The sequence below is a fragment of the Streptococcus sp. E17BB genome (assembly GCF_041807725.1).
GTDB classification, from domain to species: Bacteria; Bacillota; Bacilli; order Lactobacillales; family Streptococcaceae; genus Streptococcus; species Streptococcus entericus.
The window spans coordinates 33514-48335 of record NZ_JBGTZC010000017.1 but is presented as its reverse complement, the minus strand read 5'-3'; the positions used below and the strand labels follow the sequence as shown (position 1 = coordinate 48335).

At 47.6% G+C, this 14822-nt stretch carries 16 protein-coding genes and 1 pseudogene; 2 read left to right on the top strand and 15 right to left on the bottom strand.

Annotated features, from left to right (window positions below; translation table 11 throughout):
* The 10 genes and pseudogenes from ACERC7_RS05740 to tsaB form a co-directional block, all read right to left on the bottom strand.
* Positions 1-111 (bottom strand): annotated as a pseudogene (locus tag ACERC7_RS05740) (lipoate--protein ligase); the annotation flags it as partial.
* 529 nt (positions 112-640) lie between these two features.
* On the bottom strand, positions 641-1558 hold the full coding sequence (locus ACERC7_RS05735; RefSeq protein ID WP_373666386.1) for a pseudouridine-5'-phosphate glycosidase: 918 nt from the start codon (positions 1556-1558) through the stop codon (positions 641-643).
* A 1-nt stretch (position 1559) separates the two neighbouring features.
* On the bottom strand, positions 1560-2675 hold the full coding sequence (locus ACERC7_RS05730) for a carbohydrate kinase (RefSeq protein ID WP_373666385.1): 1116 nt from the start codon (positions 2673-2675) through the stop codon (positions 1560-1562).
* Between the two features lie 274 nt (positions 2676-2949).
* Complete coding sequence (locus ACERC7_RS05725; protein ID WP_373658944.1) at positions 2950-3786, bottom strand: energy-coupling factor transporter transmembrane protein EcfT; 837 nt, start codon at positions 3784-3786, stop codon at positions 2950-2952.
* Entirely contained in the window at positions 3779-5446 is a 1668-nt protein-coding gene (locus ACERC7_RS05720; protein WP_373666384.1) for an ABC transporter ATP-binding protein, read from the bottom strand. The genes ACERC7_RS05725 and ACERC7_RS05720 overlap by 8 nt, the downstream gene beginning before the upstream one ends.
* Before the next feature lie 64 nt (positions 5447-5510).
* Positions 5511-5831, bottom strand: coding sequence for an AzlD domain-containing protein (locus ACERC7_RS05715; protein ID WP_373658941.1), 321 nt, complete (start codon positions 5829-5831; stop codon positions 5511-5513).
* Positions 5821-6513 (bottom strand): AzlC family ABC transporter permease, encoded by a 693-nt coding sequence (locus ACERC7_RS05710; protein WP_373658940.1) that lies wholly within the window; start codon positions 6511-6513, stop codon positions 5821-5823. The genes ACERC7_RS05715 and ACERC7_RS05710 overlap by 11 nt, the downstream gene beginning before the upstream one ends.
* Positions 6514-6943: 430 nt before the next feature.
* Entirely contained in the window at positions 6944-7957 is a 1014-nt protein-coding gene (gene tsaD, locus ACERC7_RS05705) for a tRNA (adenosine(37)-N6)-threonylcarbamoyltransferase complex transferase subunit TsaD (RefSeq protein WP_373666383.1), read from the bottom strand.
* 33 nt (positions 7958-7990) lie between these two features.
* Positions 7991-8392, bottom strand: a complete 402-nt coding sequence (rimI, locus tag ACERC7_RS05700; protein WP_373658938.1) for a ribosomal protein S18-alanine N-acetyltransferase — start codon at positions 8390-8392, stop codon at positions 7991-7993.
* Between the two features lies 1 nt (position 8393).
* Positions 8394-9077, bottom strand: coding sequence for a tRNA (adenosine(37)-N6)-threonylcarbamoyltransferase complex dimerization subunit type 1 TsaB (tsaB, locus tag ACERC7_RS05695; RefSeq protein WP_373666382.1), 684 nt, complete (start codon positions 9075-9077; stop codon positions 8394-8396).
* A gap of 277 nt (positions 9078-9354) precedes the next feature.
* Here tsaB and ACERC7_RS05690 point away from each other — a divergent pair, with 277 nt between their 5' ends.
* Both ACERC7_RS05690 and rnjA read left to right on the top strand, forming a co-directional pair.
* Positions 9355-9585: a DNA-dependent RNA polymerase subunit epsilon gene (locus ACERC7_RS05690; RefSeq protein WP_373658936.1), complete on the top strand. Its 231-nt coding sequence runs from the start codon at positions 9355-9357 to the stop codon at positions 9583-9585.
* 1 nt (position 9586) lies between these two features.
* On the top strand, positions 9587-11266 hold the full coding sequence (rnjA, locus tag ACERC7_RS05685; RefSeq protein WP_373660365.1) for a ribonuclease J1: 1680 nt from the start codon (positions 9587-9589) through the stop codon (positions 11264-11266).
* A gap of 76 nt (positions 11267-11342) precedes the next feature.
* On the opposite strand, the gene ACERC7_RS05680 is transcribed toward rnjA, so the two are convergent.
* The 5 genes from ACERC7_RS05680 to ACERC7_RS05660 form a co-directional block, all read right to left on the bottom strand.
* A complete protein-coding gene (locus ACERC7_RS05680) occupies positions 11343-12005 on the bottom strand; it encodes a CHAP domain-containing protein (protein ID WP_373666381.1) in 663 nt (220 codons plus the stop codon).
* Between the two features lie 180 nt (positions 12006-12185).
* The gene (ytpR, locus tag ACERC7_RS05675; protein WP_373666380.1) at positions 12186-12809 is read right to left on the bottom strand and encodes a YtpR family tRNA-binding protein; all 624 of its coding nucleotides are present in this window, start codon (positions 12807-12809) and stop codon (positions 12186-12188) included.
* A 9-nt stretch (positions 12810-12818) separates the two neighbouring features.
* Positions 12819-13133 carry a thioredoxin family protein gene (locus tag ACERC7_RS05670; protein ID WP_373666379.1) on the bottom strand — a complete coding sequence of 105 codons (315 nt, stop codon included), beginning with the start codon at positions 13131-13133 and terminating at the stop codon, positions 12819-12821.
* Positions 13120-13425: a DUF4651 domain-containing protein gene (locus ACERC7_RS05665; protein ID WP_018367622.1), complete on the bottom strand. Its 306-nt coding sequence runs from the start codon at positions 13423-13425 to the stop codon at positions 13120-13122. The genes ACERC7_RS05670 and ACERC7_RS05665 overlap by 14 nt, the downstream gene beginning before the upstream one ends.
* A 32-nt stretch (positions 13426-13457) precedes the next feature.
* Positions 13458-14558: a nucleotidyltransferase gene (locus ACERC7_RS05660; protein ID WP_373666387.1), complete on the bottom strand. Its 1101-nt coding sequence runs from the start codon at positions 14556-14558 to the stop codon at positions 13458-13460.
* Positions 14559-14822: the final 264 nt, after the last annotated feature.

Genomic DNA, 14822 nt, shown 5'->3' with positions numbered 1-14822 from the left:
ATTGATCCACAGGATAAAAATTTCATCTTCATTGACCAGCTCGCGAAAGGCATAGCTCTCCAGAGCGATGTTGTAGGCAGGGTCATTGGACGTATTGACGATGTATTTCATGGCATTCTCCTTGTTAGAAAGTGGTTACTATCAGGTCTATTATAGCAAAAAGCTTCTCTATCTGGCAATCACAAGAGCATTTTTGTTACCGTTTCTTTTTCAAAAGGGAAACCATACTCATCCTCCTGCCAGCACAACAAACCATGCAGCAACACCAACAGCCACTCAGTCCCCAAAACCTATAACAAAACAAGCGCTATTCTAGTATCGGCTTTAGCCAGATGCCTATCTGACAAGCGGATAGAGCCTATCAGGCTTGCTGTTTACTACCAGCTGCTTCAACTGTTAGGCAGAAATATTGTTACGACGAACAAAACCCTCGTTTGACAACAACGAGGGTTCCGTTCTAGTTTGAGGGTTGAGCAAGCTATCCATTCAATCAATTTTTCTTTCATCACTTTCTATTGTAAACTAAAACAGCTGAATTGTCAGCTGTTTTGAGTCTAATTTCTATGAGGTAAGCTACCTTTGATGAAGCTACAGGCCGTCGTTTTGCATCGTTCTCCGTGCACTACTATTTAGCTCGAATCTATTGCACTTGTTTAGCGTAATCTGCCGCAATCTGGGCACCGATTTTAGCATTGTTGTAGACCAGTTGGATGTTGGTCTTGAGGCTATCACCACCCGTCAACTCGACAATTTTCGCTAGAAGGAACGGGGTGCTGTCCTTGCCACGCACACCTTTTTCATCTGCTTCTGCCACTGCTTGGGCGATAATGGCATCGATTTTTTCATGCGGGATTTCATGCTCTGCAGGGATTGGATTAGTGACAAGGATACCTGCTTTGAGACCTAAAGCATCGGAATAGTGCATCATGCTGGCGATTTCTTCCGTGCTTTCCACACGGGTATTGAGCTTATACTCAGATGTCCTAGTATAGAAGGCCGGCAAATAGTCAGTCTGGTAGCCAACCACTGGTACACCCTTGGTTTCCAGGTATTCCAAGGTACGAGGCAGGTCAAGGATTGCCTTAGCTCCCGCACAAACGACCGTCACAGGGGTTTGTCCCAATTCGTCCAAGTCCGCTGAGATGTCCATGGTTTCTTCGACCCCACGGTGGACTCCCCCGATACCACCTGTCACAAAGACCTTGATGCCCGCCAAGTGTGCTCCGATCATGGTCGTCGCAACAGTCGTTGCTCCTAACAATTTTTTAGCAAAGACCTCTGGCAGGTCACGACGTGACACCTTAGCGACTGGTTTTTCCTTGGCCAAGCGCTCTAGGTCTTCTTCTTCCAAACCAATTTTGAACTGACCATCCATAATGGCGATGGTAGCAGGGACCGCTCCGTGATCACGGATAATTTGCTCCACGGTTTTCGCCATCTCCACGTTCTGCGGATAAGGCATCCCGTGAGAAATGATGGTGGACTCCAGCGCTACGACTGGTTTTTTAGCGTCCAAAGCTGCTTGGACTTCCTTGCTGATAGAGAGTAAGTGTTTCATCTTAGATTTCTCCTTTTTCCTTGAGTTGTTGATAGTTTTGTTCCAATAGCTGAGCGGATAGGTCGACTCGGACAGTCGCATCTGTCTGGATTGTATGATACGCATTGGTCAGACCGTAGGCGATCGCTTCTATAGCCGATTTCCCCTCCAAGAGACCGTGAATCAAACCTGCTGAGAAAGAATCCCCAGCTCCTGTCACATCAACGACTTTTTCGACCCTTGGCGGCTGGATATACTGTCGCTCCCCGGACTGATTGGCGTAGTAAGACGCCTGACTACCTCGGGTCATCAATACATGCTCAAGACCCCTGCTCAGCCATTTTTCCGCCAAAGCTGTAACATCCTCCTCAGATGCCACCTGACAGCCAAAGTAGGCCTCACTCTCGTCCTGGTTGACCACCAGCCAAGTGACCCCAGTCAGGTCTTGAGGCAGATGGGTCATCTTGGGACTGCTGACGGGAATGACGACCAGCTCCTGCTCTTGTTGTTTAGCTAGTTCAATGGTTGCTGTCACCGTCTCAAGCGGTAGATTAAGGTCTACCACCAAGAGCCGGGCCTGTGCCAACCAACTTCGGTGACGATACAACCAGTCTGGTGTCATCTGGTCACAAATGGCCATATCAGCTAGCCCCAACTGCATGTCACCCTGACTATCTAGAATCGCTGTGTAAGACGAGGTCGTCTGCCCTTCGATTTGGGTGACCTGCTGGAGATTGACATAGCTTTCGGTCTGCGTCCGAATCCAATCGTAATCATGGTCTCGACCCGCCACAGAGAGCAAGCTGACGGCTTGCCCCAGTCGCCCCAGATTTTCAGCGATGTTGCGGGCAACCCCACCAACACTCATGCTGGCCATCACAGGATTACTGGTCTTAGGCTGCCAGTTATCACCAAGAACATACTTGCGATCCATGTTCATGCCACCGATGCAGATGACCTCTGTAGCGTGGTTGAGCACATAAGCTCGTCCGAGCAGGTATTTCTTGGCCATTAAGTTAGAAATTAAACCAGCCACCGTTGAACGATTGAGGCCTAGATGATCTGCAATTTCCTGCTGTGAGAGAAAAGGATCTTGTTCCAGAAGAGCGAGTATGCGTTGCTCATTTGTCGTTAGCATAGCACCTCCTTTTGGACTTTTGTTTATTTTTAGGATTTTTGTCCTAAAATCATTGTACTCCAAAAAGAAAACGGTGTCAAGAAAAAACTGCTAAATGGTCCAATATGCTCCTAAGGAAAAAACTTGCAACAAAGGTGAGGTTGCAAGTCTTTTAGAAAAATTTTTGAAAATGCAATTATTAGGAGATAATGTCCTCCAATGCGGAACATCTGACACTGTCAGAGAAAATGCGGTATTCTCATGCCCTGCTAATTTTGAAGCGTCTGATCCAGGCTTAGCCGATAAAAGGATTGTAGAACCGACCACCATTGATCCAAAAGAGAGCAAGGGTCACCAAAACGACAGCAACAGCTAGCCCAATCACCGTATAATCACCAGAGTTAAGCTTTTGTGACTTATACCAGGTTCTATTTTTTTGTTGACCAAAACGGCGCAACTCCATGGCGGTCGAAACCGTATCAATCCGCTCCAACGAACTAAAAATCAGTGGCACAAGAATTTGAACATTACTCTTGATACGCTTGACTAAAGGCGCTTTTTTGGACAGTTCCAGCCCTCTAGCTTCCTGCGAGAGCTTAATCATCTGGAATTCTTCTTGAATATCAGGAATATAGCGGAGCGTTAAGCTGACAGCATAAGCGATTTTATAAGACACTCCAGCTTGATGGAGACTGGCCGCAAACTGGCTGGGATGAGTGGTCATCAGAAACAAAATAGCCAGAGGCACCGTGCAAAAATATTTTAGCAAGAGGTTAAGGAGGTAAAAGAGTTGCTCGGCGGTCAGGTTAAATCGCCCCCAACCCTCCAGCAGAACGGTCTGACTATTATAAATCTCTACCCCATAAGCTGGTGCAAACAAGTAGACCATGATTAAGTTCAGAAGGGCAAAAACAATCACAATGGTCAAGACAAATGAAATTTCCCGTAATTTAATTCCTGCTAACCGAAAAAGCAACAAAGACCCAACGGCAATAAAAGCAATCAAACGTGTATCATAGGTTGTCATAGCAGCAACTGATACCAAAACAAAAAAGATGAGTTTAGCTACACCAGACAGGCTGTAGAGAAAGCCTGACCCTTCCTTATAACCAATCAATGTTTGTTTAGCCATGTTGACCTCCTTGTAGCATCTTATAATAGGCTGTCACTGCTTCTGGCGTGGCTTTCATTAGTCTTGCTAACTCAAACAAGGACGTTTGCTTGAGATTGGCTGCCGCCAGAATATCTGGCTGATTGAGGATAGCCTGAGGGCTGTCATCAGCCAAAACTTGACCATCACTGATCACCACACAGCGGTCGGCATACTCTAGCATGAGCTGCATATCATGGGTAATCATCACAATGGTACGACCCAGTGCATTGAGCTCATCTAGGAACATCATCATCTCACGATAGGTCCGCTGATCCTGACCGGCAGTCGGCTCGTCAAGCAAGATAATCTCGGGATTGAGCACCAAGATAGAAGCGATGGTCACACGTTTCTTTTGCCCATAAGACAAGGCTGAAATCGGCCAATGGCGAAAAGGGTACAAGCCACAAACCGTCAAGGCCTTATCAACTCGGCTAGCGATGGTTTCTTCATCAACGCCACGCAGACGAAGCCCTAAAGCCACCTCATCACTAATCTGGGTCTGGCTAATCATCTGATTGGGGTTCTGCAAAACATAACCAATCCGCTCAGAGCGCTCCTTAACAGTATCTGTGGAGATGCCCTGCCCCAGATAACGGATTGTCCCATTCGCTGTCACAAACTGACAGAGGCTCTTTGCCAAAGTAGACTTACCGGCTCCATTTTTTCCGACGATTGCCAAACGCTCCCCCCGTCGCAGGGTCAGGTTAAGCCCTCGTAAAATAGGACGCTCTGGTTGGTAGGCAAAGGTCCAATCAGATAACTCTAACAAGGCTTCCATCTCCTTAGGACGAATAGCAGAGCTCCCCTCAGGCAACACTAAGTCTGGCAAGCTCAGCTCATCGAGCCGACTAAGATTGTCCAAACCTGTTAAATCAATACCCAGACCACGCAAAACACTGATATAAAGTGGTTCACGAATACCATATTGCCCCAGCAACTCAGAAGCCAGTAGCTCATCGGGATGACCGTTGAAGACCAACTCCCCGTCATGGAGCAGAACAATCCTGTCCACCGGTCTGTGCAGAACATCTTCTAACCTATGCTCAATGATAAGCGTGGTCGCCCCAGTCTCTTGGTGCAGTCGATCAATCAGCTCAATGGTCTCCTGACCAGACCGAGGGTCAAGATTAGCTAATGGCTCATCAAAAAGCAAAATAGGGCTCTCATCAATCAAGACACCACCCAGGCTAACACGTTGCTTCTGCCCGCCCGATAAGTCCTGAGGGCGGTGCTCCAATAATTCCCTCAACGCCAACTGGTCAGCCCAATAATGGACACGACTGACCATCTGATCTTTGGGGCAAGCATCATTTTCCAAGGCAAAGGCCAGATCTTCACCGACAGATAGACCGATAAACTGACCATCAGTGTCTTGTAACACCGTGCTGATCAGCTGAGAACGGTCGTAAATTGACAGTTGACTAATCTCCTGTCCTCTCACCAGCAATCGCCCTGTTTGTTTTCCCCTGTGGATATTGGGGATAATGCCATTTAAGCATTGCCCCAAGGTTGATTTTCCAGAACCAGATGCCCCGATAATCAGCACCTTTTCCCTTTCTTCAATGGTCAGGTCTATTTTTTTCAGGGTAGGTTCTGATTGGGCATCATATTGGAAGGAAAAATTCTCAAACCTTATCACCTTGCATCTCCCTAAACTTTAGCATTTGTTAGGAACATTATACCACAAAATACCTTTAATTCCCTCAAAGCAATCTCAAACCAGCCACACACCCCACTCCGACAAGGACCGTAAGGATAATGTTATTAGTCTTTTTAAAGGTCACATAGGTTGGTACTAAAGCCAGTGCTTCAATCAGCTTTAAGCTCGGCAATTGCCCAACACCAACCTGAAACACGCTGGACAGGATAAGCGTAAACATGATGCTGACAGGAAGATAAGATAGAAAGGCAACAACTTTCTCGGGTAGTTTGGCAAATTTCACTAAAAAATATGGAAAGATTTTAGGCAGCCAATTGGCTAAACTGGCGAGCAAGATTAGTACGACTGTTGATTTAGTCCACATCTGTTAACACCCCCACGAGACAACCCATCAAAGTCGCTAGTAAAACAGCTACCGACCCTTGCACCAAGACTGAAGAGAGCAAGTAAGTCCCTCCAACGCTAATTAGCATCACACCTATCCTAGAAGTTGCCACTCGCTTGCTCAAGACATCCAGCTGACTGGCAAAAATAGCAAGAAACATCACCATCAAGGCATAGTCAATCCCCAAACGCTCAGGATTTGGTAACAAGCCCCCTAACATAGCACCTAGCACACTAAAAACAAACCAAGAGAGGTAGCCCGCACCATTATTGCCAAACATCCATAACGGTTCCACCCGCTCAACCTCAAGCTGATGAGTCAGCAAGACACCGTAGCTCTCATCAGTCATCATGCTAGCAGCTAATAACTGTTGAGGCAAACGATAGCTTTCAAACACCTTGGTCGTATGAAGATTCAGCAGGAGATTGCGCAGATTGAGTAAGCCTATCGTCAGGGTCGCACTCACAGGGTCGGTCTGGGCAGCAACCATACCACACAAGGCAAATTGAGCCGAACCAGAATACACTATCAAACTCATCAGAGCCGTCTCTGCGGGAGACAGACCTGATTGGGTCGCCAAAATCCCACAAGCTAAACCAATGCTAGCATAGCCAAGAACGGTTCCTGTTGCAGCAGCCATGCCACGTCTAAATTCCGACATTTGTTGTTATCCTTTCAATCAGTTTCACTTATTTTCAACTGTCCTATCATAGCACAAAACCCACCTACCACAAAGGCAGACGGGTCAAAGTTATCAGATAAGAATGATTAAAAGAAAGTCAGCAGTAAGAGTTAGCTTGAACAATCATTTTCAGGTCAAAACGACAGTTCTCTGCCGACTCGGAAAAGGCTAGGTTGCTTTGTCTGGTTGATTAGCATTTATGCACGCAATATACTTTGCCTGTCAGAATAGCTATAGCAAGTTAATTCGTCGTCTTCTTAAAGTAACCTAATTTCTAAACTGCTCTTCAGCGCACAAAACTGACCAGCTATCAATTCTGTTCTGGCAACTGTCAGAGCCAACCATATCGTCCACCGTGACATCTAAAGTCAGTTATTAGCTGGTTACTAGCCAAGCAAGAAAACGCCTTTTAGTCCTCAATACCCTTAAAGACCAAACTAGGTTTGGCATTAAGCGAGAGGTCCGCAAGATTGCCTTTCTCGTATTCAACAACCGCAGCAAAGGCAATCATGCCGGCATTATCGCCACAAAGGCGCAGAGGTGGCACGATCACCTCAACTTCGGTGATGTCCACCGCCAGACGCTCACGTAAGCCCTGATTGGCTGCGACACCACCTGCGACAACCAGCTGCTTGACAGGGTACTGGACGAGGGCCTTCTTGGTTTTTGCCATCAGCACATCCAGTACCGCCGCCTGGAAGGACGCACAAAGGTCTGTCAAGACTAAGTCCTCGCCCTTTTGCTGGGCATTGTGATGCAGGTTGATAAAGGCTGACTTGAGCCCTGAAAAAGAAAAATCCAGATGGTCTTCCTTGATCATGGCACGAGGGAGATTGTAGGTATCCTGTCCTTGATGGGCGAGCTGGTCAATCTCACGACCAGCTGGATAGGTCAAGCCCATGACCCGACCGACCTTGTCATAGGCCTCTCCTACCGCATCATCTCGCGTCTCACCAATGATGCGGTAATCCCCTGCCTCAGGTACATAGACCAACTCCGTATGCCCACCTGATACTAAAAGCGCCATAAGAGGATAAGTTAAATCGCTCTGCTCTTTTGCCGCCATCAGATGCCCTGCCATGTGGTTGACAGGGATAAGCGGAAGTCCATGCGCCCAAGCAAAAGCCTTAGCAGCTGCCATACCCACCAAAAGGGCACCAACAAGTCCAGGCCCCTCAGTCACCGCCACAGCCGTCAGGTCGCTAGCAACCAAGCCAGCCTCGCTCAGAGCATCGGCAATACAGGTCGTGATGACTTCCACATGGTGGCGGCTGGCCACCTCAGGCACCACTCCACCAAAGCGCTTGTGGCTCTCCACCTGACTAGCGATAATGTTGGTTAAGAGCTCCTTATCATTTTTGACAATAGCCACACTGGTCTCATCACAAGAGCTTTCGATGGCTAGGATGTATCTATCTGTCATCTGATTTCTTTCTATTTGGAAAATAGCTGAGCGTCACTGGTGACGCGTCATGATGATGGCGTCTTCAGTCGGCTGATGGTAGTAGTTCTTTCGCCGACCTACAGCAGAAAAGCCATGCTTGAGATAGAGGGCTTGGGCAGCCTGATTGCTGCTTCTCACTTCTAGGAAAATGGGCTGGCGCTCCTTAGCCAAGGCTTGCATGAGCTGGTCAGCCAAGCCCCTGCCTTGGTAGGCTCTCTTGACAGCGATATTGGTGATTTCAAGCTCGCCAACTAAGAGTTGAACCGCCAAGAACCCAACTAATTCTTGCCCTTCATAACGATAAAAATACTGGCTTTCTGGCTTATCTAGGTCTGCACTAATCTGCTCAAGCGACCAAGGTGACTGCCCATAAACATCCGTTAAGATGTCGTAAATAGCTTGTGCTGTCGCCATCTTAGATCCTCTGGATGTAAGTGTTGTTATCGCCTGCTTCATGGTTCTTCAACCAATTTTCCTCGGCTTCAACCCGTTTGAGGTAGGTCGGTACAAAGGCGTGAGGATCAACAGGAACAGCAGTTATAGCTGCGCACCCGATACGATAAGCAGACGGCAAGGTTGGCAAGATATGGGCGTCTGGATAGCGCTCCTCAATCTGCTGACGGAAATTGCCCACCTCACCGACAAAGGTCAGGTCTCTCTGATCAGATAGGCGATCCAGTAAATCGTTAAAGGCACAGTTGGTATCTGGTGCAATTGCTCTGCCATTCTTATAAAAACCAGCATAAACCGTGTTGCGGCGAGCGTCGATCAGAGGGATAATCACCCCTTGAGCCTCAGGCGTTAGGGCGTAGAGGCTGGAGATGCCGACCAAGTCAATAGCAAGGGTATAGGCTAAAGTCTTGGCTGTTGCTACCGCCATCCGTAATCCTGTATAGGAGCCTGGTCCCTGAGCGACAGCGATGCGGTCAAGGTCTTGAGGGGTCAGCCCTGCTTGTGCCATGAGAAAATCGATGCTGGGCATGAGGCTGATGCTGTGGTTTTTCTTGATGGTGAGGGTCAAATCCGCCAACAAACGGTCGTCCTCTAGAAGAGCGATGCTTAAAGCTTGGTTGGAGCTATCAAAGGCTAAAATCTTCATGCTTGTCCTTTTTATCTGATTAATATCTGGTTTTTATCAAGGCATTATGCGTCAACCTGCAAAGTCTCGGCTTGCTTATACCTCCTATTTTATGCTATAATTAAAATAATTGCAACGCATCACGGTCAAATTTAACACCTGTATCTTTATCGCTTATGACTGAGCGGTTAAACAGGTGCTGATTACTCTGAAATTTAATTAGCCAAGCACCCCACAATTGGGGATTGTTTTGGTGATGTTGACAGACTGACTGAGAAGCCATACAGAAAGGATTATCATGATTTACAAAGTATTTTTCCAAGAAACAAAAGACCGTAGCCCACGTCGGGAAACAACCAAGATCAGCTATATCGAGGTGGATGCCAAAACAGAACTAGAAGGGCGCATCAAGGTTCGTCAACTCGTTGAGGAAAACACCGCTTATAACATCGAACTCATTCAGTACTTATCAGATAAGCATTTAGCCCATGAAAAAGAGTCTGGCGTTTTTGAATTAACGGAGTTCTAAGATGGTAAAAGTGAACTTAAAACCACACGAAGTTGGGGTCTTTGCCATCGGAGGTCTTGGCGAAATCGGTAAGAACACCTACGGCATTGAGTACCAAAACGAGATCATCATCGTTGATGCTGGGATTAAATTTCCAGAAGATGATTTGCTAGGGATTGACTATGTTATCCCTGATTATTCCTACATCGTTGACAACATCGACCGCGTCAAGGCCTTGGTCATCACCCACGGGCATGAGGATCATATCGGTGGCATTCCCTTCCTGCTTAAACAGGCCAATATCCCTGTTTATGCTGGGCCATTGGCGCTAGCCCTGATTCGTGGCAAACTGGAAGAACACGGTCTGCTCCGTCAAGCCAAACTACATGAGATTAACCACAACAGCGAACTGGTCTTCAAACACTTGAAGGTGACTTTTTTCCGCACCACCCACTCCATTCCAGAACCTTTGGGAATTGTCATCCATACCCCTCAGGGTAAGGTGGTCTGCACGGGAGACTTCAAGTTTGACTTTACCCCTGTTGGAGAACCTGCTGACCTCCACCGCATGGCAGCGCTGGGTGAAGACGGGGTGCTACTGCTGTTGTCTGACTCCACAAACGCAACAGTGCCAACATTCACAGAATCCGAGCAAGTTGTTGGAAAATCAATTCTCAACATCATTGAAAACATTCAGGGACGGATTATCTTTGCCTCCTTTGCTTCCAACATCTTCCGTTTGCAACAAGCTGCAGAAGCGGCGGTTAAGACCGGTCGGAAAATTGTTGTCTTTGGGCGTTCCATGGAAAAAGCTATTGTCAACGGTATCGAGCTCGGCTACATCAAGGTGCCAAAGGGCACCATCATCGAGCCAAACGAGATTAAAAACTACCACGCCAGTGAAATCCTCATCATGTGTACAGGAAGTCAAGGTGAGTCGATGGCGGCGCTATCTCGGATTGCTAACGGCATGCACCGTCATGTGGTGCTACAACCTGGCGATACAGTGATGTTCTCATCAAGTCCAATTCCTGGAAACACCACCAGCGTTAACAAGTTGATTAACACCATCCAGGAAGCTGGGGTTGAGGTCATTCACGGCAAGATTAACAACATCCACACTTCTGGACACGGTGGTCAACAAGAACAAAAACTGATGATTCGCCTCATGAAGCCCAAGTTCTTCATGCCGGTCCATGGGGAATACCGCATGCAAAAAGTTCATGCTGGTTTGGCAGTGGACTGCGGTGTGCCAAAGGAAAACACGTTTATTATGGAAAACGGTGATGTCCTCGCCGTAACTAAGGACTCAGCGCGACTGGCTGGCAAGTTTAATGCCCAAGATGTCTACGTTGACGGTAATCGTATTGGTGAAATTGGTGCTGCTGTCCTGCGTGACCGCCGTGACCTATCAGAAGATGGGGTCGTGCTTGCAGTAGCAACTGTTGATTTCAAGACCAAGATGGTTTTAGCGGGACCAGATATTCTCAGCCGTGGCTTCATTTACATGCGTGAGTCTGGTGATTTGATTCGTGAAAGTCAGCGCCTACTCTTTAACACCATTCGCGTTGCCTTAAAGAACAAGGAGGCTAATATCCAGTCTGTCAACGGCGCAATTATCAATGCGCTCAAGCCTTTCCTCTACGAGAAAACCGAGCGCGAGCCCATTATTATCCCTATGGTTTTAACACCTGATCAATAAACGTTGTCATCCAAATATGCAAAAAACGATTAGCCGAAATATCGGTTAATCGCTTTTTTTGACTGTCTTGATTTTCTTACAGGGTAGGAGGGTAAATATAACTCACAACCCCTTCAGAAGTTTGAGTTGGGTCAAAGAAACCACGATAGTTGGCAATATTGGGATTACCACCAATATTAGCTTCCAAGACCTGAATACTAAATTCACTCTGCACATCAGTCACATAAGCCACGTGACCATAGCCACCATAAGGATCGGTCCATACAGCAATCGCACCTTCGACAGGTACAGTACCTATCGTAAAGCCATCTGCCGCTGCACTCGCCGCCCAGTCTCCGCCATTGCCCCAATAAGTATATGCCCAAGGTGCCAATTCCTTGACACCCCAGGTACACTGTCCAACGGGGTAGAAGTTGCCAGAAGTCAGGTTGGCTTGTGCATTTGCAATCGCCAGCTCGCTACGGCTTCGATAAGGATTAGCGGCTTCCTCTGCTGCTTTGGCTTCAGCAGCAGCTTTAGCTTCTGCCGCCGCTTTGGCATCTGCCGCTGCCTTGGCTTCTGCGGCTGCTTTTTCTTGGGCAAGTTTTAACTCTCGCTGGCGAGCTTTCAAAACAGTCACAAGCTCCTGTTCTGTCCGATCAAGACCGCTCGCTTGAACAGTTGATAATAGTGATAATTGTCCAGCCATCAAAGCCCCTAATAAGGCCATCTGGAACAATGATTTTCTTAATTTTAACATTATTTGAATTCCTTTCTATCATTAAACTGCCTGTCTAGCATACGATAGATTTGTAACAATCACATCACAAAGGCATGACATTTATGACAAAAAGATTAGAACTGATGGGCTAAAGCTATATTTTAAGGTTAAACGGCTTTCATTTAAGGAAAAACTCTCCTGAAAACAGGAGAGTTCTTACTAAAGACGCCAGTGTTTATCTGGTGAAAATATTTGACCAACGGGAGTATCAGCTGCTAATTCAATGATGCCCCGTTTTTGAGGAGCATTCGGTAGAGCCAGCTCCCTTGGGGAACACATCATACCGTAACTGTCAACACCGCGTAACTGCCCTGGAAAAATCAACAGACCACTCGGCATCATGGCACCTGGCAAGGCAACAATTGTTTTCAATCCTAACGCGACATTTGGAGCTCCGGCCACAATCTGAACCGTCTCATCAGCTGATACTTTGACTTGGCAAATGTTCAGGTGGTCACTATCTGGATGAGCAGTCAACTCAACAATCTCACCCACGACGAATTTGGGCTGGTCATCAGCCACAAGCTCCTCATCAAAACCAAGTTCAGTCAAGCGCTGATTGAGTGTCTGCAACTCCTCTGCTGACAGAAAAACCTGCCCATTCCCCTCAATTGGAAACAGTTCTGACACTTGGAAAATGTTCCAAGCCACCGTTTGACCATCAGCCTTGCAGACAATGCGGGCAACAGTCTCTCGCTTGTCAACTTCAACAGCTTGCTTCTGGTCGTCAGCGACAATGACCATGAGCACATCACCCACATGTTTGTTATAGATAAAAATCATGTTTTCTCCTTAGATCGTTTGTAAAAATTGGCTAATCTCTTGCTTTGTTTTTCGGAGGCGGTTAACGAGGCGACCGATTTCTTGACCACCTTGAGTGACAACAAGGCTTGGGATACCGAACACATCCCATTGCTTAGCCAAGTCCATAAACTGATCACGGTCAACCTGCAAAAAGGTCAGTTGTGGAAAATCCGTCACTAGCTCATCTAAGACAGGATAGATAAATTGACAATCCCCACACCAATCTGCGGTAAACAAAAACACAACTTTCTGGTCACTGTTGACCAACTGACTGATCTCATTTATTGAACTAGCTTTCTTCATCATTTCTCTCCATATCATGCTCTTTGTAATCAATGTCACCCTTGTGGTAGCGAAAATCAAATACCACACCATCATCAAAAACCACACCGCCAAAGGCTTGACCAGCTCTGCTATTGACCTCCGTCAAATAAACCACCTCAATCTCTCCCATCGGTGCGAAAAAGGCGCGAATCTCTGCTAACAGTTCGCTATCTTTTTGTTGCTCTTTGACCTGCTTTTTGTGACCAATAAGAGCAAGAATGCCTAGGGCGCTAACAAACCCTGTCACTAGGGCAAATTTTTTCTTTTTCATGACCTTATTATACTCCAAACTCTCAGAAAATACTAGTCTACGTTAGCCGATTGGATGACTTTTCGCCCCCAGTTTTGCTCCTTAAGCTCAGGGTGTCCCAGCTGATAGACACGATCGGCCTGCTGGGTGAGGGCATCCCATGGCTCTTTGCCAATGCGTGTGACAAGCGCTACCTGACCTTTGATGCTAGACAGGTGGGCTTGCCCAGCGGGGCTAAAGCCCAAGACCCGCACCGCAGACGGTAGCTCCGCTTCTGTCGCATTGACAAGGATATAGGTCAGCACCCGTCGCACCCGTGCCTTGGTGTAGCGCTTGGTCGCAACACGTGCGATGAGCTCGTCAATGGTCTGGCTATCGCCAATAGCAGAGCAGATACGGCTAGCCAGCTCTGCATTGACCTGATAGAGAGCTGTCAGGTTTGGATGGGTCAAGATCTGATAGCGGAGCAGGGGGAAATAAGCTTCCCAGGAGACCTGCGGTGAGGAGAGCAGGAGATCAGCCGCCGGGCTGACCCTGCGGACAAAGTCGCCATCTGCTATGTGCTTGCGGATGGCTGTTGCTGACGCATACTGCTCTGCCATTTCCTCCGAGTGAAAGCCTGCTCCCTGCCGAGCGATAGGGCAAAGGGCAATCCCTGTCCCAGCTGCCGCCTTGGCATAGGCCAGCGCCAAAATGTGGTTGGGTGTCTCCCCCGTGAAGGTCAGTCCCGTAAAGGTCTGCCACATGGTCTGCGCCTTTTCAGGGTAAGACAGGTGGTCAGGCAGGCGCGAGAGAAACGCCTCCATCTCCTCTGCCCACTGGGCGTAGGTGTCCGCAATCAGCTGGTAGTCCATGACCGCCTCTGTCCCAAAGGCCAGCTGGTTAATCCCCAACCGCCGTAGGATGCCCACTGCGCCTTTGGCAAAGTAGTCCGCCGACTGGACAGACACCAGAAAAGGCAACTCGACCACGATGTCCGCCCCATGCTCTAGCGCCATCTGCGCCCGCGTCCACTTATCCACGATAGCAGGCTCCCCCCGCTGCATAAAATTGCCACTCATGGCAACGATTTTCAAACCTTCCACTTGATCAAGCAGGTACTTGTGTCCATTGTGAAAGGGATTAAACTCTGCGATAATGCCTGTTGTGGTCATGGGTGGGCCTTTCTGTAGCGCGATAATCAACCGAACATTGCCTTGAGTGAAGATACTCAAGAATACTGTATTCAGATTCTCCTCCTCATTATAACACATTCCGAAAAGGTAAACCGTAGCTTTATGAGTGCACTTTTTGCCATACAAACCACGACCGTTCTTCCGTTAATTAAGTCTTCCCAAAGTTTTAGTGGGTTGGAAAGTGATTGGGCAGGCTGTCTTTTTATTAGCTGTTGCTGAAAAACTTATTTTTTCGGCAGAATA